At 32.6% G+C, this 21,465-nt stretch carries 15 protein-coding genes and 1 other RNA gene; 15 read left to right on the plus strand and 1 reads right to left on the minus strand.

Translation table 11 applies throughout. The features are described 5' to 3' along the window. The first annotated feature begins 7 nt into the window (after positions 1–7). The 11 genes from infC (at position 8) to H3U96_RS01105 (ending at position 11,508) form a co-directional block, all read left to right on the plus strand. Positions 8–547, plus strand: coding sequence for a translation initiation factor IF-3 (gene infC, locus H3U96_RS01055; protein ID WP_065612958.1), 540 nt, complete (start codon positions 8–10; stop codon positions 545–547). Positions 548–630: 83 nt separating this feature from the next. Further along, positions 631–828, plus strand: coding sequence for a 50S ribosomal protein L35 (gene rpmI / locus H3U96_RS01060; RefSeq protein ID WP_034882133.1), 198 nt, complete (start codon positions 631–633; stop codon positions 826–828). Between the two features lie 31 nt (positions 829–859). After that, positions 860–1,213 carry a 50S ribosomal protein L20 gene (rplT, locus tag H3U96_RS01065; protein WP_024496189.1) on the plus strand — a complete coding sequence of 118 codons (354 nt, stop codon included), beginning with the start codon at positions 860–862 and terminating at the stop codon, positions 1,211–1,213. A gap of 204 nt (positions 1,214–1,417) precedes the next feature. After that, positions 1,418–2,401, plus strand: coding sequence for a phenylalanine--tRNA ligase subunit alpha (gene pheS, locus H3U96_RS01070; protein WP_065578753.1), 984 nt, complete (start codon positions 1,418–1,420; stop codon positions 2,399–2,401). Positions 2,402–2,417: 16 nt separating this feature from the next. Then, on the plus strand, positions 2,418–4,805 hold the full coding sequence (gene pheT, locus H3U96_RS01075; protein ID WP_198195309.1) for a phenylalanine--tRNA ligase subunit beta: 2,388 nt from the start codon (positions 2,418–2,420) through the stop codon (positions 4,803–4,805). Positions 4,806–4,810: 5 nt separating this feature from the next. Further along, entirely contained in the window at positions 4,811–5,104 is a 294-nt protein-coding gene (locus H3U96_RS01080; RefSeq protein WP_034882129.1) for an integration host factor subunit alpha, read from the plus strand. Positions 5,105–5,242: 138 nt separating this feature from the next. After that, an RNA gene (ffs, locus tag H3U96_RS01085) (signal recognition particle sRNA small type) lies at positions 5,243–5,338 on the plus strand. A 202-nt stretch (positions 5,339–5,540) separates the two neighbouring features. Further along, positions 5,541–6,410, plus strand: a complete 870-nt coding sequence (gene htpX, locus H3U96_RS01090; protein ID WP_198195310.1) for a protease HtpX — start codon at positions 5,541–5,543, stop codon at positions 6,408–6,410. Positions 6,411–6,521: 111 nt separating this feature from the next. Then, positions 6,522–8,456, plus strand: coding sequence for a U32 family peptidase (locus H3U96_RS01095; RefSeq protein ID WP_198195646.1), 1,935 nt, complete (start codon positions 6,522–6,524; stop codon positions 8,454–8,456). A 1,251-nt stretch (positions 8,457–9,707) separates the two neighbouring features. Further along, entirely contained in the window at positions 9,708–10,421 is a 714-nt protein-coding gene (locus H3U96_RS01100; RefSeq protein ID WP_034902725.1) for a helix-turn-helix domain-containing protein, read from the plus strand. A 46-nt stretch (positions 10,422–10,467) separates the two neighbouring features. Beyond that, complete coding sequence (locus H3U96_RS01105; protein ID WP_034902728.1) at positions 10,468–11,508, plus strand: YdgH/BhsA/McbA-like domain containing protein; 1,041 nt, start codon at positions 10,468–10,470, stop codon at positions 11,506–11,508. A gap of 60 nt (positions 11,509–11,568) precedes the next feature. Here the strand turns inward: H3U96_RS01105 and hrpA are convergent, their stop codons facing one another. After that, positions 11,569–15,408 (minus strand): ATP-dependent RNA helicase HrpA, encoded by a 3,840-nt coding sequence (gene hrpA / locus H3U96_RS01110; RefSeq protein WP_370545622.1) that lies wholly within the window; start codon positions 15,406–15,408, stop codon positions 11,569–11,571. A gap of 108 nt (positions 15,409–15,516) precedes the next feature. Here hrpA and H3U96_RS01115 point away from each other — a divergent pair, with 108 nt between their 5' ends. From H3U96_RS01115 to H3U96_RS01130, 4 genes are all read left to right on the plus strand, one after another. Then, the gene (locus H3U96_RS01115) at positions 15,517–15,936 is read left to right on the plus strand and encodes an META domain-containing protein (RefSeq protein WP_086357190.1); all 420 of its coding nucleotides are present in this window, start codon (positions 15,517–15,519) and stop codon (positions 15,934–15,936) included. Positions 15,937–16,268: 332 nt separating this feature from the next. After that, positions 16,269–17,681, plus strand: coding sequence for a pyruvate kinase PykF (gene pykF / locus H3U96_RS01120; protein WP_034902737.1), 1,413 nt, complete (start codon positions 16,269–16,271; stop codon positions 17,679–17,681). A gap of 111 nt (positions 17,682–17,792) precedes the next feature. After that, positions 17,793–19,850, plus strand: coding sequence for a polyphosphate kinase 1 (gene ppk1 / locus H3U96_RS01125; RefSeq protein WP_086361194.1), 2,058 nt, complete (start codon positions 17,793–17,795; stop codon positions 19,848–19,850). Positions 19,851–19,860: 10 nt separating this feature from the next. Beyond that, entirely contained in the window at positions 19,861–21,384 is a 1,524-nt protein-coding gene (locus tag H3U96_RS01130) for an exopolyphosphatase (protein ID WP_065651119.1), read from the plus strand. Positions 21,385–21,465 lie beyond the last annotated feature (81 nt).

A 21,465-nucleotide genomic window follows, 5' to 3' on the forward strand; every position in this document is an offset into this window, starting at 1 on the left:
ATGAGATATTAAAGTCAGTAAACGAATTCAGTCAACACGCGCGCACAAAATCAATGATGAGATTACTGCTCGCGAGGTGAGGTTAACCGGCGTCGATGGTGAACAGCTCGGCATTGTTAGCTTAGACGAAGCTTTAAAACAAGCTGAAGAAGCAACGTTAGATTTAGTTGAAATAAGTCCTAATGCAGAGCCACCTGTTTGTCGAATTATGGATTATGGCAAGTTCCTCTATGAAAAGAGTAAAGCAACAAAAGAACAGAAGAAGAAGCAAAAGGTTGTTCAGGTTAAGGAAATTAAATTCCGACCTGGTACAGACGAAGGCGACTATCAGGTAAAACTCCGCAGCCTGATACGCTTTCTTGAAGATGGCGATAAAGCTAAAGTTACGTTGCGTTTTCGTGGACGTGAAATGGCTCACCAACAGTTAGGTACTGAAATGCTTGATCGCATTAAAGAAGACTTGGCTGATTTGGCTATCATTGAATCTTATCCAACTAAGATTGAAGGTCGTCAAATGATTATGGTGTTAGCGCCCAAGAAGAAGTAATGGTTTTGCAAGTTAATCTTTAGTTTTCTAAAAATTACACCATTATTTTATTTTTATTAACAATGCGAAGTAGGAATTATAAAATGCCTAAAATTAAAACTGTAAGAGGCGCAGCAAAGCGCTTTAAAAAAACAGCTTCTGGTGGCTTTAAGCATAAACAAGCTAACAAGAGCCATATCCTAACTAAAAAATCAACTAAACGTAAACGTCATTTACGTGGTTTGACTACTGTGTCAAAAGGCGATTTAGGTTTAGTAGTGGCGTGTGTTCCATACGCTTAAATATTGATTAATTATTTAGAGGATATAGTTTATGGCTCGTGTTAAACGTGGTGTTATTGCTCGTGCACGTCACAAGAAAATTTTAAAACAAGCAAAAGGGTATTATGGTGCTCGTTCACGTGTATATCGTGTTGCTTTCCAAGCAGTAATTAAAGCTGGACAATATGCTTACCGTGACCGTCGTCAACGTAAACGTCAATTCCGTCAATTATGGATTGTACGTATCAATGCTGCGGCTCGTCAATGTGGTTTATCTTATAGCCGTTTCATTAATGGTTTAAAGAAAGCTTCAATTGAAATCGATCGTAAGATCCTTGCTGATATCGCAGTATTCGATAAAAATGCATTCGCTGCATTAGTTGAAAAAGCAAAAGCTGCACTTTAATAGCTTTATAAGAGCCGGGTTATCTCGGCTTTTATTGTTTTAACGATATTTAAGAGTTGATTGATTATGAATTTAGTTGTTTTTCGTTTCTTTTTTAGCTTCGATAAGCTTATTCGTTTGTGAGGCAAATGAGAAACGAAAAATAATTATAAAAGCCTCAGGAGAGGCTTTTTTTATGTAATAAACAATAAGCAGGAGAACTGTATGTCTCAATTAGTTGAACTGGTAAGCAATGCCAAATCCGCTATTGAAAGTGCTAATGATATTAATACTATCGAACAGATTCGAGTGGAATATTTTGGTAAAAAGGGCTATTTTACCATGCAAATGGCGTCTTTACGTGATGTTCCAGCTGATCAACGGCCAGCTGTAGGTCAGAAGATTAATGATGCAAAGCAAGAAGTTGTTGAGTTATTAAATCAAAAACGTCACTTTTTAGAGCGTCAGGCTCTTAATGCAAAATTAGCAAATGAAACCATTGATATTACTCTTCCTGGTAAATCACTTGAATTAGGTGGATTGCATCCTGTAACTAAAACGATTAACCGTTTGGTTGAGTTTTTTGGGGAATTAGGCTTTGCTGTTGAAACAGGACCCGAAATAGAAGATGATTATCATAACTTCGATGCTTTAAATATTCCTGCACATCATCCTGCTCGTGCTGATCATGATACATTTTGGTTTGATGCAAAACGTTTATTACGAACCCAAACTTCAACGGTTCAAATTCGAACCATGGAAAATCAAAAACCACCAATTCGAATTATTGCTCCAGGCAGAACTTACCGTAACGATTATGATCAAACTCATACCCCGATGTTCCATCAAATGGAAGGGTTATTAGTAGATAAAGATATCAGTTTTACGCATTTGAAAGGCTTGTTACATGATTTCCTTCACTGCTTCTTTGAAGATAATATGGAAATAAGATTTAGACCTGCATATTTTCCATTTACCGAACCTTCAGCAGAAGTTGATATTAAAGCTAAAAATGGGAAATGGTTAGAAGTGTTAGGCTGTGGTATGGTTCATCCAAATGTGTTACGTAACGTAGGTATTGATCCTGAAGAGTATTGTGGTTTTGCATTTGGAATGGGAATCGAAAGATTAACCATGTTACGTTACGGTGTCACAGATTTACGTTCTTTCTTTGAAAATGATTTACGTTTTTTAAAGCAATTTAATTAGTTCTGGAGATCAAAACATGAAATTTAGTGAAAGTTGGCTACGTGAATGGATCAATCCAGAAATAAGTAGCGATAAATTATCAGATCAGTTAACTATGGCTGGTTTAGAAGTAGATGATATTGAAAAAGTTGCTGGTGATTTTACCGGTGTAGTCGTGGGTAAAGTTGTTGAATGTAAACAACATCCTAATGCTGACAAATTACGAGTAACCAAAGTAGATATTGGTAAACCTGAATTATTGGATATTGTTTGCGGTGCACCTAATTGTCGTCAAGGTTTAACCGTAGCTTGTGCCACAATTGGCGCTGTATTACCTGGTGATTTTAAAATCAAAGCAGCAAAACTTCGCGGTGAACCATCGGAAGGGATGTTGTGTTCTTATTCTGAGTTAGGCATTTCTGACGACCATAATGGAATTATTGAATTACCAGAGGACGCCCCTTTAGGACAAGATATACGACAATATTTAAATTTAGATGATGTAATGATTGATATTAGCGTTACACCAAATCGTGCCGACTGTTTTGGTATTATTGGTGTCGCGAGAGATATTTCTGCTGTAAACAATATCCCAATGAAAGAACTAAAAGTTGAAAATATCACTCATACAATAAATGATACTTTACCTATTCAGGTTGATGTGGCTAAAGCAGCCCCTCGTTATTTAGGTCGTATTATCAAAAATGTTAAAGTAGACGCTTCAACTCCGCTATGGATGAAAGAGAAGTTACGTAGAGGTGGTATTCGTTCTGTTGATGCCATTGTCGATGTTACTAACTATGTTTTATTAGAACTCGGTCATCCAATGCACGCTTTTGACTTAGCTGAGATTGACAAAGGCATTGTTGTGCGTTATGCCAATAAAGATGAAAAGCTTGTCTTACTCAATGGTAATGAGGTTAAGCTTGATGAAAAAACATTAGTCATAGCTGATCAGCAAAAAGCATTAGCAATCGCCGGTATTATGGGTGGTGAAAAATCAGGTGTAACTGCATCAACGAAAGATATTTTTCTTGAATCAGCGTTCTTTTCTCCATTAGCTATAACTGGTAAAGCACGTGAATATGGTTTACATACTGAAGCTTCTCATCGCTATGAAAGAGGTGTTGATCCTTATTTACAATCAGCTGCAATCGAAAGAGCAACTCAATTGATTGTTGAAATCTGTGGCGGTGAAGTAGGGCCTATTACTGAAGTTGTGAATGAAAATGAGCTTCCAGTTCAAGCAACAATTGAATTACGTCGAAACAGAATTGATCGCATTATTGGTTATCATATCGAAACTCAAAAGATTACCGATATTCTAGTAAGATTAGGTTGTGAAGTTGCCTATAATGATGATAGTTGGACGGTTAAATCACCTAGCTGGCGATTTGATTTACAACTTGAAGAAGATCTAGTTGAAGAAGTCGCACGGATTTATGGCTATAACAATATTCCTAATGTGAATATGAAAATTGAATCGGTGATGAAACCAAAACCGGAAAATAAAATTTCTTTATCTAGAGTAAAAAATCTACTAGTGGACAAAGGCTATCAAGAAGCCGTAACTTATAGTTTTGTTGACCCTAAAATTCAGCAAACATTACATCCACAACAACCACAAATTACATTACCAAACCCAATTTCGAGTGAAATGTCGGTTATGCGTTTGTCTTTATGGTCTGGCTTATTAGATGCAGTGTTATACAACCAAAATCGCCAACAATCTCGCATGCGATTATTTGAGACTGGATTACGATTTATACCAGATGAAAGCTGTGAGTTTGGTGTTCGCCAAGAATTAATGTTATCTGGTGTTGTTACTGGAAGTTTATATGAAGAACATTGGACATTACCTAAACAAAATATCGATTTTTATGATGTAAAAGGGGATTTAGAACAGTTATTTATTCTTTTAGGCTGTTTTGATAATATTGAATATAAACGTTCGGAACTTGATGCATTACATCCTGGGCAAAGTGCTGCAATCTTGTTGAATGGCGAAGTTATCGGCAATTTTGGTGTTTTACACCCTGAAATTGAAAAAAAATTATCTTTAAATAGTAAAACGCTTGTTTTTGAAATAAATTTAGCTAAAATTAATGATAAAAAAGTTCCTGTTGCTCATGAGTTATCAAAATATCCATCAAATAAACGTGATATAGCTGTCGTAGTATCGAATACAATTCCAGCAGCGGATATTATCTCTGAGTGTAAGCGTGCTGGTGGTGAGCAACTTGTAAAAGTTAACTTGTTTGATGTTTATCAAGGTGATAAAATTGACAATAATCAAAAAAGCCTTGCTATCAGTTTGATTTTACAAGACAAATCACGTACACTGGAAGAAGAAGATATAACAAACATTGTAAGCAATTGTGTTATTGCTTTACAGAATCGTTTCAATGCCCTATTAAGAGAATGATAATTATGACATTAACTAAAGCTGATATTGCAGATCGTCTTGCCGATAAATTTGATATCGATCGTCAAGAAGCTAAAGTCCTTGTTGAACTTTTTTTTGAAGAAATTCGCGTTGCTTTAGAAAAAGGTGAGCCAGTTAAACTTTCTGGATTCGGCAATTTTGCTGTTCGTGATAAAAATTCACGTCCAGGTCGTAATCCTAAAACTGGTGAGAGTGTAGATATCTCAGCTCGACGAGTTGTCACATTTAGACCAGGTATTAAATTTAGAGAACGAATTGAGAAAAATTTAACTTTATAATTAAATTTTTTAAAAATTGTTTTGTAAGTAATAGCCTTTTTGTTGTTATTACAACAAAAAGGTTGTTTACTTTTTTGTTAAAAAATCATTGTAATTAATTGCTGAATCAAGCATAATACACCTCCTCTATGGAGGCTCTATGGGTCCTCTTGCAACATTTTTTTGCTCATCAGGTCAGGTCCGGAAGGAAGCAGCCAAAGTAAAAAATATGTGTGTGGGATGTGGCTGATAGGGTCTCCTCCAAAACATTTTCTCTCAAAAATAAAAAATTATTAAGCTTGTCGTTGTTTGTTTATTAATCAATTGATTTTTCTTTTTTTAATTTTGTAACTAAATAGGTTGTAGGAATACAGCATTTTTGCGATCATATATCAAATTTTATTCATTTTCTTAAATGAAATTATTTAAATTAAGCAAAGTAATGAGGAATTTGTATATGATGCGAGTTGGATTGTTTCTTCTAACTAACTTAGCGGTTATGTTTGTATTTGGTATAATTCTGAGTATTTTAGGGGTCAATGCCCAGAGTACCTTAGGACTACTTATTTTTGCAGCTCTTTTTGGTTTTAGTGGTTCATTTATATCACTTCTTTTGTCTAAAAGAATGGCACTACGTTCTGTTGGTGGTCAAGTGATAAAAGAGGCTCGTAATGCTCAAGAACAGTGGTTACTTGATGTCGTACGTCGCCAATCAGATCAACTTAAATTAAAGATGCCTGCAGTAGCAATTTATGAAGCAGATGATATTAATGCTTTTGCAACAGGAGCGACTAAAAACAGTTCTTTAGTTGCGGTAAGTACCGGATTATTAGCGGCAATGACCCAAGATGAAGCAGAAGCGGTAATTGGTCATGAAATGAGTCATGTAGCAAATGGTGATATGGTGACTATGGCACTCCTACAAGGTGTATTAAATACGTTTGTTATCTTTATTTCGCGAATTATAGCGTCAATGTTTGCTAAAGTAATAGAAGATCGTAGTGAAGCATTAGCTGATATAGCCTATTACGTGATAGCAATGATATTTGAAACTATCTTTGGAATCTTAGCAAGTATGGTTGCGATGTGGTTCTCGCGTTACCGCGAATTTCATGCCGATGCAGGTTCTGCAAAATTGGTAGGTTCTGCTAAAATGATTGCTGCATTAGAAAAACTAAAAGTAAGCCATGAACCAAATGAAGAAGCGTCAATTTTAGCTTTTTGCATTAATGGTGAGAAGAAAGCCAAATTTTCCCAACTATTCTTATCACATCCACCTTTAGAAAAACGAATTGAAGCTTTAAGAAATCAATCAATTATTGGTTAATAAAACTTTAAATATTGGCTTAATAAACAAATAAAACCTTAATGGCAAATAGTAATAATATTTGCCATTTATTTTATCAATCGATAATATTCCTAGAGATTTAATATGTACCTGCAAACCAACAATAATAAACTTGAATTACTTAGTCCTGCGAAAAACATAGACATTGCCAAACAAGCAATCTTACATGGGGCTGATGCAGTTTATATTGGAGGTCCGCATTTTGGTGCCCGTCATAATGCCGGTAATTCAGTCAGTGATATAGCCGAATTAGTTGAGTTTGCCCATCGTTTTTATGCCAAAGTTTTTGTCACATTAAATACTATTTTGCACGATAATGAACTTGAGATAGCTCGACAATTGATCTGGCAATTATATGATGCTGGAGTTGATGCTTTAATTGTTCAAGATATGGGCATATTAGCCATGGATATTCCGCCGATAGATTTACATGCTAGCACGCAAATGGATATTCGAACCCCGGAAAAAGCTAAATTCCTTTCAGATGTTGGTTTTTCGCAAATAGTTCTAGCTCGAGAATTAAACTTAACTGAAATAGCGAATATTCATCAACAAATAGATGCCAATATTGAATTTTTTATTCATGGGGCTTTATGTGTTGCATTTTCAGGCCAATGTTATATTTCTCATGCTCAAACGGGCAGAAGTGCAAATCGAGGTGATTGTTCGCAAGCATGCCGTTTACCATTCACATTAAAGGATGATCAAGGCCGTGTTGTTGCTTATGAAAAACATCTTTTATCAATGAAAGATAATAATCAATCTGAAAACTTAATCGAATTGATACAAGCTGGAGTTAGGTCATTTAAAATAGAAGGACGTTATAAAGATTTAAGCTATGTAAAAAATATAACGGCATTTTATCGTAAAAAACTCGATGAAATTTTAGAAAAATCGGATGATTTTGCAAGTGCATCAAGTGGTAGAACTCAACATTCATTCACTCCAGATCCCAATAGAACATTTCATCGAGGTGCTACTGATTATTTTGTTCGGGGTAGACAAGCCAATATTGGCGCTTTTGATTCACCTAAATTTATTGGCTTACCTATCGGTGAGATGACGAAAGTTACTAACCAAACAATTGATATTAAATCTGAAAAAGTTTTAACGAATGGTGATGGATTAAACGTCTTGGTAAAGCGTGAAATCGTAGGATTCAGAGCTGATAAAGTTGAAAAAGTTGCTAATAATCATTATCGAGTGTTTCCTAATGAATTACCTAAGGTATTTCATTCCTTAAAATTACCTTATCAAATTAACCGTAACCTAGATCATAATTGGCAACAAGTTTTATTAAAAGAATCAAGTAGTCGTCGAATTGGTATAGCGTTTAAATTGATAAATCAATCAAATGTTGTTCAATTGATAGCAACAAGTGAAGAGGGCTGTAGTGTAAAAATTGCTTTAAAAGGTGAGTTTGAATTAGCTGAACAATCTGATAAAGCGCTCAAAAACATAAGAGATAGCTTATCAAAACTGGGCCAAACGATATATTACCTTACTGATTTAGCGGTTAATTTAACCGAGATATTTTTTATTCCAAGTAGCCAATTAAATCAATTACGAAGAGATATTATTGATAAGTTAACATTGGAACGGCTAACTCATTACCAAAGAAAGTTACGTAAACCACAAACGGAACCTGTGCCAATTTATCCAGAAGAGCAGCTAAGTTTTTTAGCAAATATTTATAATCATAAAGCTAGAGAATTTTATACTCAGCATGGCGTTAAACTAATAGAAAGTGCTTTTGAAGCACATGAAGTTAAAGATGATGCGCCATTAATGATTACTAAACACTGTTTGAGATTTGCGTTTAATTTGTGTCCTAAACAGGCTAAAGGTATTCAAGGTGTGAAAACAAAAGTAACACCAATGAAATTAATACAAAATAATAATGAAGAATTAATACTTAAATTTAATTGTAAAGCCTGTGAAATGCAAGTTTGGGGTAAAATCAAAAATCACATTTTAAAAATGCCATTACTAGGAAGTGAATTGATTTTACTAACCAACAAATAATTACAGTCATTGAATCGAAATTTAGTCAATAACTTAGTGCTTCTTAAAAGAAGAATTAAGTTCGCAATAATATATTATATTTAACATAATATACATTATTCTAACTTTAAATATCTGATTTATAATAAAATTATCTCAAAAGGAAAGGGCGATTACATTACTACTCTAATAACTTCCAAAATAATAATTTATTAATAACAAAAATAATTATAGTAGCACTCAACTAACGATCTTGTATTGATTATTAAGATTATATTTATTAACGTATTATAGAATAAGCAATATTTGACTTGAATCAATTCTTATTGTGATAAATATTATGGATTTTATTCAATTTCATTAGCTAATAGTTGAAAATAAGATTTATATGACTAATATCGAATTGAAAGCGCTTAGGCGTTTATTATTACTTTTATTATTACAGACTGATAACTTATTCAGTAATAATAAAATTGGCAATTTGGTTTATTCAAGCTTAATTGATTTAGTAAAAGCTGAGCTTTATTCTAAAGGTTTTATTGATAAAATAATCTAATAAATTTACATCATATTTTTATACCTTCAGCTGACAACGTTGGCTAAAAATCAAAAAATGTACAATTAATAATTGTATAACATTGTTTTTTTTAATTGAATTGCCAAATTTTTAATAGATTATATGTATTATCTCTAATCATTATATGGATTGCGTATATTTTTTCCTCTTGATGATCTAATTTTTAATTTATAGCGCTTAAACTCTATATAATAAAACTATTTTATAATTAATAATAATAGTTCATCGAATGCGATAGCAATTCAATATAACATTTGATTTTAATTTCAGATGTTCCATGAAATCGAAATTTTATAAATTAAATTCGATAATCGTAAGTGAAATTTAAAGAGTTTAAATATTGGTTTTTTGAATCGAGCAGGAATAAAATACTACTAAGATTTTGCTGTTAGTATCATTATTTAGGTCGCCTCTTATAAAACGTATCAGTGCGCATAATGTATATTATGTTAAATAATAGATATTATAATCTATCCCCGTTTATCTCTTTATTACTCGGTAAAATGAGGATTTTAATAAGTTAAAAAGTAAAAACAAATTACCAAAAAGTGGTAATTTAATTATTTAATAATAATTTTTTATTTCTTTTCTATTTATTGAATAATAAAATATAAACTATATAGTTAGTTTTTGTTTTATCATAAAATATGGTAATCTTAGCAATTAAAATCTTTAACGATTCTATTTAGGTTTATATGCACACTATTTATAAAACATTGCGTAGCAATAGTTATTCAGTTCCTTGTGAATTATGTAGTATTGGTGGATTGTGTATCCCTATGTTACTTAATAATTCACTAAGTAATGTTTTAGAACGGCAAAAATCATATTTAAAAGATGAAATAGTTGTTAAATCAAAAACTCCATTTAAAAAGTTTTATATTGTTCATTCTGGTGCATTAAAGACGTTTGTCACTACTCCAGAAAAAACAGAACAAATTAATGGATTTTATTTACCTGGGGATATCGTTGGTTTAGATTCCATTTCAACTAAGGTATATAATAGCAATATTCAAGCATTAGGAAATACTTCGCTTTGTGAACTTTACTATGATGAATTAATGTCATTAATTGACAGTAACAAAGATGTTCGTGATCTGATATTTAAATTATTAAGTACAGATATATATAATTATCAAAAATTAATTCTCTGTTATTCGCAAAAAAAATCTGATGAACGTCTTGCTACTTTTATCTATTCTCTTTATCTTAGATATCAACAAAGAGGACATACTTCTTTAAATATCAAACTGGCAATGAGTCGTGCTGATATAGCCAATTACTTAGGCTTGACGATTGAAACCGTTAGCCGGAATTTATCAAAATTACAAGAACAAAATATTTTAACAGCTAAAGGGAAATACATATATATTAATAATTTAGAAGCTTTAATAGAAATATGTAACTAAATTTATCTGTACTAAATTAATTAAAATTTACTGTAAGGTTTTTTATATGACAAGTTTAAAGAAAACATTTATTGCAGCAACTATTGCACTTATCCCCTGTTCTTCATTCGCTGCCCAGCAGTTAACTGAAGAACAAGCTAATAGCATGCAATCTTACAAGAGCATTACTATTAGAGGTGCTTTTTATACCGATAGCGATTACCTTATGGCTATGTCTAAAGCTGCTGATAATGAAGGTGCGGCTTCTTTCTATATTACTACTACCAATATTAGTCCATCTAATGATACTTTACGAATTGTTTATGCTAAATTGTATAAATCAGATGCACCTAAAGCTGTAGAACAAGCGGAAAGTTTACGTAAGTTTGAAGGGGTTTATGAGTATCCAAAATCAAAAGCTATTCGTTTAGAACCATTTAATATTGTTCGTATTCGTGGTTACTTCCCAACCGATTATGACATTAATCAAGCAATTGCTAAAGAAGCTTCAGCTAAAGGGGCTTATGGGTTCTATATTGATTCACGTTCAGAAATAGGTAGTAATTTACAAATTGCAGCTTATTTATTCAAAAAAGATGCACCAGAACGAAAATTACAACCTGAAGATGCTATTCCTTATGATTCTGAAGCGGGTCAATTAGCTTTAGCTAAAGGTGGCGATGCTGCAATGCAGGTTGAAAAACCTGGTTATTATTCTCCTTCAGCGTTTAATGAAAAATATTATGCTGATAAATTTAATAATAAAGTTATAGATAAAACGACTACCACAACGACTACAGGTAAAGTTGCAACATCATCAAATACTGAAACAACAAGTACTGTTGCTACAGAACCACAAAGAGTGACTCGTTACACCGTAACATTGCCTGATGGAAGAAAAATTCAAGAACTGAATGATGCTACAGCAGCTAAAATGGTTGCTTTTGATACATTGAAATTTAGAGGCTATTATGTCACTGATCAAGAAATTTCTTATCAAGCAGGTAAACGTGCGATTGAAGCTGGCGCAAAATATTATCATATTGCTCGTGTAGCACATGATACTAAAGGCCCAAATATTACGGTATTTGTTGATCTTTATCGATAATCAAAAATGGGCGCCTAAGCGCCCTTCTTTTTATTCTCATAACTTATCAGATTATAGATTCTAAAATTGTAACTCTGTCGATACAGTCTCTATTTGTTGTCTTATGCGTTTTGCTGAAATTGGATAAGGTGTTCCTAATTGTTGTGCAAAAAGATTAACTCTTAGTTCTTCAATCATCCATTTAATGTTAGTCACTTTGCTTAATGATTTTTGATTTTCTGGCAAACTATTTAGCCAAGTTTGATATTCATTCTTAACTTCTTCTATTATATTCATTGCTTGTCTATCTTTAGCCATATTCGAACCAAGCTTCTCTAAGCGTTTTTCAATCGCAAATAAATAGCGATAAATATCAGGAAGTTTGTCATAACCGGTTTGTGCAACAAATCCTTTATAGACTAATTCACTGACTTGCTGTTTGATATCAGATAAAGCAAAAGCAAGGGATAGATCTACTCGACCTTTTAATTTTTTATTAATATTAAAGTGTAACGTTAATATTGATTCTACTTGTTTAGCAATATCAACAACAGTTTCATTGATATGGCTTTTAGTGTAAGTTAGAAGTTGTTGATATTGTTGTTGATTATCAATAATTTGGTTGTTTTTTTCTATTAAATGATCAACGCCACAAGCAATGCAATCATCAATAAGATTGAGTACTGTTCCAAACGAATTGAAATATAAACCTAGCTTAGATTTGTTTGGCAGTTTCTCATGTAAATATTTTATCGGTGATGGAATATTGAGGATTAATAATCGTCGAATACCTAACTTGCTTAATCGCTTTTGTTCTTCCAAAGAATCAACAAGTTTAATACTAACTGAATGTTGATTATCAATAATCGCTGGATAAGCTTTAATTGTGTAATTTTTTTGTTTTTCTTCATAGATTGCAGGTAAAGAACCAAAATCCCAATCTGTAATATTATTCTTTTCTATTTTAATCGATTTTTTCTGGGTTAAGGATGATAAAGCTTGTTGAACTTCTGTTTTAAGTTGTTCTTGAAGTTTAACTAAATCTTTGCCGAAAGCAATTTCGCGATTATGATCAACAATACTGAAATTCATCTTTAAGTAACTAGGTACTTGATCAAGTTGCCAATCTGTTGACTCAATCCTAGTACCGGTCATTTTTCTAAATTCATTTTGTAACGTTTCAAGTAACGGCGATGCTGTAGAATTGACTCTACTCAAAAAGGCTTCAGCATAGTTAGGTGCCGGTACCAAACTTTTACGTAATGATTTAGGTAATGACTTGATTAATGAGATAATTAAATCATAGCGAAAACCAGGAACTTGCCAATCAAAACCACTATTTTTTATCTGATTAAGGATATTTAGTGGAATAGTGATTGTGACGCCGTCACGTTCATTACCAAGGTCAAACTGATAACTTAAAGGTAGCTTTAAGTTGTCTTGATACCAAAAATCTGGATAATCATTCACTTTCACCGGTTGTGCTGACGGTTTGATCAACATATTTTTTTCAACATTAAGAAATTCTGGATCAACTTTTTGTTTTATTTTCCACCATGTATCAAAATGCTTTGCAGAAATTACTGATTTATCTATTCGTTGGTCATAAAAATTATATAGGTCATCATCATCAATCAAAATATCTTGACGTCGAGACTTATGTTCAAGATCCTCAACTTCATTGATTAATTTTTGATTTTGCTTATAAAAACTGTGGTTAGTTTGCCAATCACCTTCCACTAACGCATGGCGAATAAATAAAGAACGACTTAATATTGGATCAATTTTACTGTAATTAACTGTGCGACTAGCAACAATAGGTAATCCATATAAAGTGACTTTTTCATTAGCAATGGTTGTTCCTTGTTTTTTAGACCATCTCGGCTCACTGTAACTGTATTTAACTAAATGTTTAGCTATTGGTTCGATCCACTCAGCTTCAATTTTGGCTGCAGTTCTACCCCACAATCGGCTGGTTTCAACCAATTCACTAGCTATACACCATTTTGGTTGATTTTTAAAAATCGCTGAATTAGGGAAAATAGCAAATTTAATATTACGAGCACCAATATATTCATGTTTTTCGATTTCTTTCATCCCAACATGCGATAATAAACCACTTAATAGTGCAATGTGTAATGAACGATAATCCGCTAATTGACTATTAATCGGAAATGCTAGTTGTTTAACTGTTTGCCTAATTTGCGTATAAACATCTTGCCATTCACGAATACGCAGATAATTGAGGTATTCTTTTTGACATAAGCGTCTAAATTGATTACCCGATAATTCTGCTTGTTGACTGGCAATATAATTCCATAAATTAATAAAAGAGATAAAGTCTGATTCTTTATCGGCAAATCGTCGATGTTTTTCATCAGAAGCTTGCTGTTTATCAAATGGACGTTCTCTAGGATCTTGTATTGATAATGCTGCTGTAATAATCATCACTTCTTTTATACAACCTAATTGCCTTGCTTCAACTAACATTCTCGCTAATCGAGGATCTATAGGCAACTGAGATAAAATTCGACCTATATCAGTTAAGTGATAATGATGATGTTTAGTATAAATAGCTCCAAGTTCTTCTAATAGTCGTATACCATCACGAATATACCTAGAATCAGGTGATTCCACAAACGGAAAAGCAGCAATATCACCTAATCCTAATGATGTCATTTGTAATATAACTGAAGCTAAATTTGTTCGTAATATTTCTGGTTCTGTAAATTCAGGTCTTGATAAAAAATCTTGTTCATCATAAAGCCGAATACAAATACCGTCCGATGTTCTACCACAACGCCCTTTTCTTTGATTTGCCGATGCTTGAGAAATTGGTTCAATTGGTAATCGTTGTACTTTAGTACGATAGCTATAACGACTAATTCTGGCTAAACCAGGGTCAATAACATATTTAATGCCTGGAACAGTTAACGACGTTTCAGCAACATTAGTTGCTAATACAATCCGTCGTCCATTATGCTGTTGGAAAATGCGATTTTGTTCTGATGCCGATAGTCTTGCGTATAAAGGTAGAATTTCAGTATGTTTCAATTCTAATTTTCTTAATGTATCAGCAAGATCTCGTATTTCACGTTCTCCCGTTAGAAAAATGAGTATATCACCAGCACTTTCCAATGAAAGCTCATCAATAGCATTAATGATCGGTTGAAAATCACTGTTTTTATCACTTTCAGAATCCTCACTAAAAATCACTGGCCGATACCTAACTTCAACCGGATAGGTTCTGCCAGATACTTCAATTATCGGAGCATGATTGAAATGATTAGAGAAACGTTCAACATCTATTGTTGCCGAAGTAATAATAACTTTTAAATCAGGACGCTTAGGTAATAGTTGTTTTAAATATCCTAAAATAAAATCTATATTTAAACTACGTTCATGGGCCTCATCAATAATGATAGTATCATATTGCAGTAAGAGCTTATCTTGTTGAATTTCTGCTAATAAAATTCCATCAGTCATCAATTTAACCAATGTACTATCACTTACATGGTCTGAAAATCTAACTTTATAGCCGACTAATTGCCCTATATGCGTCTTTAATTCTTCAGCAATACGGTTAGCTACCGAACGAGCGGCTAATCTTCTAGGTTGAGTATGACCAATATAGCCTTTAACACCTAGCCCTAATTTTAGACATATTTTGGGAATTTGTGTGGTCTTACCTGAGCCTGTTTCGCCAGCAATGATGACTACTTGATGATGTTTAATTGCTTCATAAATAGCCTGTTTTTTTTCAACTACAGGTAAATTACTAGGAAAATCAATATGATTAGGTAAAGATTGTAATCGAATATTATAATGTTCAATAGCTAAATTTATTGCTGATTCGATTTCAGCAATATTTTGTTTTTTATTAATAAGCTTTCTTATTTTCAGTTGATCTAAGAAAGTCATTGACGACAATTTGTTTAATTGTTGAGATACCATAAGGCGTTGAGTATATTATTCACAATTATAATTGTTATAAATTATAGCAAATATTCCTTATTTATAGGAGATTAAATGAAGAAATCACTATTACTATTATTATCTGCTTCGCTAATATTTAACTCAACTGGATGCGCTTTTTCAAATAGCATTAATGAACAGGATCTTATGCATCACCATTATATTCTGATGGAAAATAATGGTTTGAGTTTACCTATTTTCAAAAATGTTGATTTAGAATTTGGCGAAAATATGATTATGATTGGAAAAATCTGTAGTGAATTTTTAGCTCAAGTTAAACTTGAAAATAATATGATCAAAGGCCAGATAATTAATATGACCAACAATAAATGTCAGAACAAACAATTAGATTTACTCGATAATGTGATTAAAAAACTGATTATTGATGGGGCAAATATTCAATTAATTGGCACTAAATTAGTACTAAAAAATAACCAAGACACACTTATCTTTCAATTAAAAGATTATATGTAACTAAAAAACCCCTTTCCTCAAAATTTTTATAAAATCTATCGTTATTATCCAATTTGTTATCTTATACTAATTGGATAAACTTAAAACAGATTTAGTGATAAAAAACTTTATTTAAAATAGAGTTAAGTCTATAATGAAGCCAATTTTTTGAGGATCTAAATTTTAATGAAAATAGTCAATTTTTCAGACACTGAAATAAAATTAAGTAACTATTTTTCAGTTGCTCGATCCTTCTTATATCCCTTTCAATCCAATGTAAATACTTTGCATTTAGACATATACCCAGTTTATATGAAATTTAAACATTAACCTTAACAAGTAGTGATAATATTATGAAAAAGACAAAAATCGTTTGTACTATAGGACCAAAATCAGAATCAAAAGAGATGTTAACCAAATTATTAAATGCAGGCATGAATGTAATGCGTTTAAACTTCTCTCATGGTGATTATGAAGAACACGGTAATCGAATCAAAAATTTACGTGAAGTAATGCAAGAAACTGGCTTAAAAGCGGCAATTATGTTGGATACTAAAGGTCCAGAAATCCGTACTATTAAGTTAGAAGGTGGTAATGATGTATCACTTGTTGCTGGTCAAACTTTCACTTTTACTACCGATGAAACCGTAGTTGGTAATTCAGAACGTGTTGCGGTTACTTATAAAGGTTTTGCTCAAGATCTTAAACCTGGCAATCGTGTTTTGGTTGATGATGGTTTAATCGCTATGGACGTTGTCGAAATCAACGGTAACGAAGTTGTCTGTAAAGTACTAAATAATGGTGATTTAGGTGAAAATAAAGGTATTAACTTACCAGGTGTTTCTATTAAATTACCTGCACTTGCTGAAAAAGATAAAAATGATTTAATTTTCGGTTGTGAGCAAGGTGTTGACTTTATTGCTGCATCTTTTATCCGTAAACGTTCTGACGTTGAAGATATCCGTGCTCATCTTAAAGCTCACGGTGGTGAAGAAATCAAAATTATTTCTAAAATTGAAAACCAAGAAGGTTTAGATAATTTTGATGAAATTTTAGAAGCTTCTGACGGTATCATGGTGGCTCGCGGTGACTTAGGTGTGGAAATCGCTGTTGAAGAAGTTATTTTTGCTCAAAAAATGATGATCAAAAAATGTAATAAGGCGTCAAAACCAGTTATTACTGCAACACAAATGTTAGACTCAATGATTAAAAACCCTCGCCCTACTCGTGCTGAAGCTGGTGACGTTGCTAATGCAATCATTGATGGAACTGACGCAGTTATGTTATCAGGTGAAAGTGCTAAAGGTAAATATCCATTTGAAGCAGTAAATGTGATGGCTACTATTTGTAAACGTACTGATGGTACTATTCCTGCTAAACTTGAGTTAACAACCAAAGAAGAAACATTACGTATTACTGCTGCAGTTTGTTGTGGTGCAGTTGAAATTGCTGAACGTTTAAATGTGCCATTAATTGTTGTTGCTACTCGTAGTGGTAAATCTGCTCGTGAACTTCGTCATTACTTCCCGACAGCTCGTATTTTAGCATTATCTTCAAGCCAAAAAACTGTTAATCAATTAGCATTATCTAAAGGTGTTGAACCTATTTTGATTGATGCAATTAATTCAACAGACGATTTCTACCGTTTAGGTAAAGAAATGGCAGTTAAAGTTTGTAATGTTAAACAAGGTGATACGATTGTTATGGTATCAGGTGCATTGGTTCCAAGTGGTACTACTAATACAACTTCGGTACACCGTATCTAATCATTTTAAAATTATTTAAATGAATAATAAAAAGCTAGCGATGTGCTAGCTTTTTTTTTAACATGCGTTATGCTGTTAGATATTCAATTTGTGGACTGGACCAAATAAGACATGATTATAGAAAAAGTATATTTACCCAAAGAACTCAGTTGGTTATCCTTTAATCAACGTGTACTACAAGAGGCGGCTGATGAAAGTAATCCTCTTATAGAACGAATCCGTTTTTTAGGTATTTACTCCAGTAATCTAGACGAATTTTATAAAGTTCAATTTGCAAACTTAAAAAAATATGTTCTTATTGAGCAAGAACAATCTCAATCCACCTCAAATGCGAAACATTTATTAAGACAAGTTAACCAAAAAGTTATTCAACTTGAATTACAATTTGATCAGCTCTATAACGAACTATTATTAGAAATGGCTAGAAACCAGATTTTTCTAATAAATGAGAGGCAACTTACTAGTTATCAAGAAAATTGGATAAAAAATTACTATAAGCAAAATCTAAGACAATATATCACCCCTATTCTTCTTGATAGCCATACTGAATTGATCCAATTTCTCAAAGATGATCATGCTTATTTGGCAGTGGAAATTATTTGTAAAGACAATATTAGTTATGCCTTATTGGAGCTGCCTACCGACAATGCTCCTCGTTTTGTTTTATTACCATCGGAAGTTTCAACCAAAAACAAATCAATTATCTTTTTAGATAATATTTTACGTTACTGTTTAGACGATATTTTTAAAGTCTTTTTTGATGCTGTTGAATTAAATGCTTATTCAATCAATATTAATCGTGATGCGGAATATGAATTAAATAGTGAACTAGATAGTTTACTAGAATTAATGTCACAAGGATTAAAACAACGTTTAACCGCACAACCGGTACGCTTTACCTATCAAAAAGATATGCCTAAAGCATTATTTGAATTATTGATTAATAAATTAAAATTAACAGAACAAGATGCAATGCCAGGCGGACGTTATCCTAATTTTAAAGATTTAGTTAACTTTCCTGATTTAGGGGTTAAAAATTTACTTAATAAACGTTTACCTAGCCTTGCTTATAATCGATTCAAAAAATTTAGGAATGCTTTTGCGACTATTAAGGATCGAGATGTATTGCTCTACTATCCTTATTATTCATTTGGTCATGTACTTGAGATCATGCGTCAAGCCTCTTTCGATCCAGCTGTGACCCATATTCGCATGAATATTTATCGGGTGGCGAAAGATTCCCGATTTATACACGCAGCAATTAATGCCGCCAATAATGGTAAAAAAGTTACAGTGGTGGTTGAACTACAGGCTCGCTTTGATGAAGAAGCAAATATAAAATGGGCAAAAAGATTAATTCGTAGTGGTATTAAAGTTATCTATTCACAACCAAAACTCAAGATCCATGCTAAATTGTTTTTAATTGATCGACGAGAAGAAGATAGAATTGTCCGCTATGCACATATTGGCTCAGGTAACTTTAATGAAAAAACAGCACGAGTCTACACTGATTTTTCACTATTAACTTCTGATCCAGCCATTACCGATGAAGTTATTAAAGTATTTAATTTCATTGAAAATCCATTTAAACCTGTTTCATTTAATCACTTACTGGTCTCTCCACAAAATACTCGTCAACGTTTTTATGAGTTTATTGAACGTGAAATTAATAATGCCAAAGCAGGAAAACCTTCTGGTATTTATTTAAAATTGAATGCGATCACCGATAAAGAGATGATTGACCAACTTTATCGAGCTTCATGTGCAGGTGTAAATATTAGAATGATTGTTAGGGGGACTTGTGTGTTAGTTCCTCAAATCCCTAATTTAAGTGAAAACATCTATGTAACGAGTATTGTCGATCAATATTTAGAGCACGCTCGGGTATATATTTTTGAAAACGATGGTAAAAAAGACACTTATATTTCATCAGCAGACTGGATGCCTCGTAACTTAGATAATCGAATTGAAGTAGGTGTTAAAATTTTTGATCCAGTTTTAAAATCTACTATACATGACATCTTTAACTTGCAATGCAATGATAATGTCAAAGCAAGAATCATCGATAAAGATAATATGAATAATTATGTACAACGAGGCAATAAGAAAAAAATAAGAGCACAACATGCCATTTATGACTATTTAAAACACATGGAATCATCGGTATAAGGGTTTTAACGTGAATAAATTTAATGAATATGCTGTCGTCGATTTAGGCTCTAATAGTTTTCATATGATCATCGCTCGCAATATCGATGGAGCTAGACAAATCATATATAAACATAAAAAGAATATTCATCTTGCTACTGGATTAAATGAAAATAATGAATTAAGTGAATCAAGTATTAATCGCGGTATTGAATGTTTAGCGTTATTTGCAGAACGATTAAATGGATTTCCAGCCGAAAATGTAAGAATTATCGCTACTTATACTTTACGAATTGCGAAAAATAGACTTAAATTTTTAAACGAAGCAGCTAAAGTATTACCATACCCTATTGAAATCATTTCTGGTCAAGAAGAAGCCAGACTTATTTATCTCGGTACAATGACAGCAGAGTCCACCAATGAAAACGATAGCAAATTCGTGGTTGATATTGGTGGTGGCTCTACTGAAATTGCCATTGGTAAAGGTAATAATCTAAAACCAATACTCGTAGCTAGCAGACCAATGGGATGTGTCACTTACACTAAACAGTTTTTTCCGCAAAAGAAAATTGATTATCAATCATTTCAACAAGCAAAATTAGCTGCCGAGCAACAAATTGAAAATTTAATCAATCTAATAAAAAAACAAAATATTAGTGCTGCTTTCGGTACATCCGGTACCATTAAAAGCATTTATAAAATTTTACTCGATATTGGGGTTAGCGACGGAATTATTACCCCTAAACGTTTGGATGATTTAATCAGTTATGTATTAGAATTTAATTATTTTCATGAAATTGATTTTCCTTCTCTATCCGAGGAAAGAAAAAATGTTTTTGTTAGTGGGCTAGCTATCTTCAGTGGCGTCTTTAATGCATTAGGTTTAGAAGAATTACAATTTAGTCCAAGTGCTTTACGTGAAGGTGTTCTTTACGAACTTATTGATGGGCCGAACTACCGAGATATCAGACAAACAACAGCTGAATCGCTATCGCAGCACTATAATATTGATGAACGCCATGCTAAACAAATTGTGAAAACGGCAAAATACCTTTTTTCTCAATGGAAAGCGCAATCTTTAATGATCATACCACCAAGTGTTGAATCCATTTTATATTGGGCAGCACAATTGCATGAGGTGGGGTTAAAAATTAACTTTTCTTCGATCCATAAACACTCTAGTTATATTCTAAAAAATAGTAATTTACCGGGGTTTAATGAAGAACAGCAATTATTATTATCAACGTTGGTTCGTTACCATCGAAAATCGATTAATATAGAAGAATTTCCTTATTTTAGCCTGTTCGAATTTAAACATATTATTGCCATGTTACAAATTCTCAGATTATCGATACTCATAAACAATCAACGTAGTCCCGATCTAGATCTCAATGCTTTTAAGTTAATTTTGTCGCAAGAAAAATCTACCAAAATGACACTGGCGATAGATAAGCTGTTTGTTGAAAATAATAGGTTGATTCTATTAGATTTGGAACAAGAGAAAAAATATTGGAAATCGGTAAATAACTGGAAATTATCAATTGAAACTTTATAAGATTTTACTTTATTAAGGTAAAAAAACGCCATTTTGAAGTGACCCCCAATAGTTGGACAACCAATTACTGGGGGTTTTTAT

This window comes from Gilliamella sp. M0364, assembly GCF_016100565.1.
Taxonomy (GTDB): domain Bacteria; phylum Pseudomonadota; class Gammaproteobacteria; order Enterobacterales; family Orbaceae; genus Gilliamella; species Gilliamella apis.

What these genes read in the sequence shown, in the direction of transcription:
- rpmI (WP_034882133.1), top strand. Translation starts at nt 631, where the DNA reads ATGCCTAAAATTAAAACTGTAAGAGGCGCAGCAAAGCGCTTTAAAAAA.
- rplT (WP_024496189.1), top strand. Translation starts at nt 860, where the DNA reads ATGGCTCGTGTTAAACGTGGTGTTATTGCTCGTGCACGTCACAAGAAA.
- pheS (WP_065578753.1), top strand. Translation starts at nt 1,418, where the DNA reads ATGTCTCAATTAGTTGAACTGGTAAGCAATGCCAAATCCGCTATTGAA.
- pheT (WP_198195309.1), top strand. Translation starts at nt 2,418, where the DNA reads ATGAAATTTAGTGAAAGTTGGCTACGTGAATGGATCAATCCAGAAATA.
- H3U96_RS01080 (WP_034882129.1), top strand. Translation starts at nt 4,811, where the DNA reads ATGACATTAACTAAAGCTGATATTGCAGATCGTCTTGCCGATAAATTT.
- htpX (WP_198195310.1), top strand. Translation starts at nt 5,541, where the DNA reads ATGATGCGAGTTGGATTGTTTCTTCTAACTAACTTAGCGGTTATGTTT.
- H3U96_RS01100 (WP_034902725.1), top strand. Translation starts at nt 9,708, where the DNA reads ATGCACACTATTTATAAAACATTGCGTAGCAATAGTTATTCAGTTCCT.
- H3U96_RS01105 (WP_034902728.1), top strand. Translation starts at nt 10,468, where the DNA reads ATGACAAGTTTAAAGAAAACATTTATTGCAGCAACTATTGCACTTATC.
- hrpA (WP_370545622.1), bottom strand. Translation starts at nt 15,408, where the DNA reads ATGACTTTCTTAGATCAACTGAAAATAAGAAAGCTTATTAATAAAAAA.
- H3U96_RS01115 (WP_086357190.1), top strand. Translation starts at nt 15,517, where the DNA reads ATGAAGAAATCACTATTACTATTATTATCTGCTTCGCTAATATTTAAC.
- pykF (WP_034902737.1), top strand. Translation starts at nt 16,269, where the DNA reads ATGAAAAAGACAAAAATCGTTTGTACTATAGGACCAAAATCAGAATCA.
- ppk1 (WP_086361194.1), top strand. Translation starts at nt 17,793, where the DNA reads ATGATTATAGAAAAAGTATATTTACCCAAAGAACTCAGTTGGTTATCC.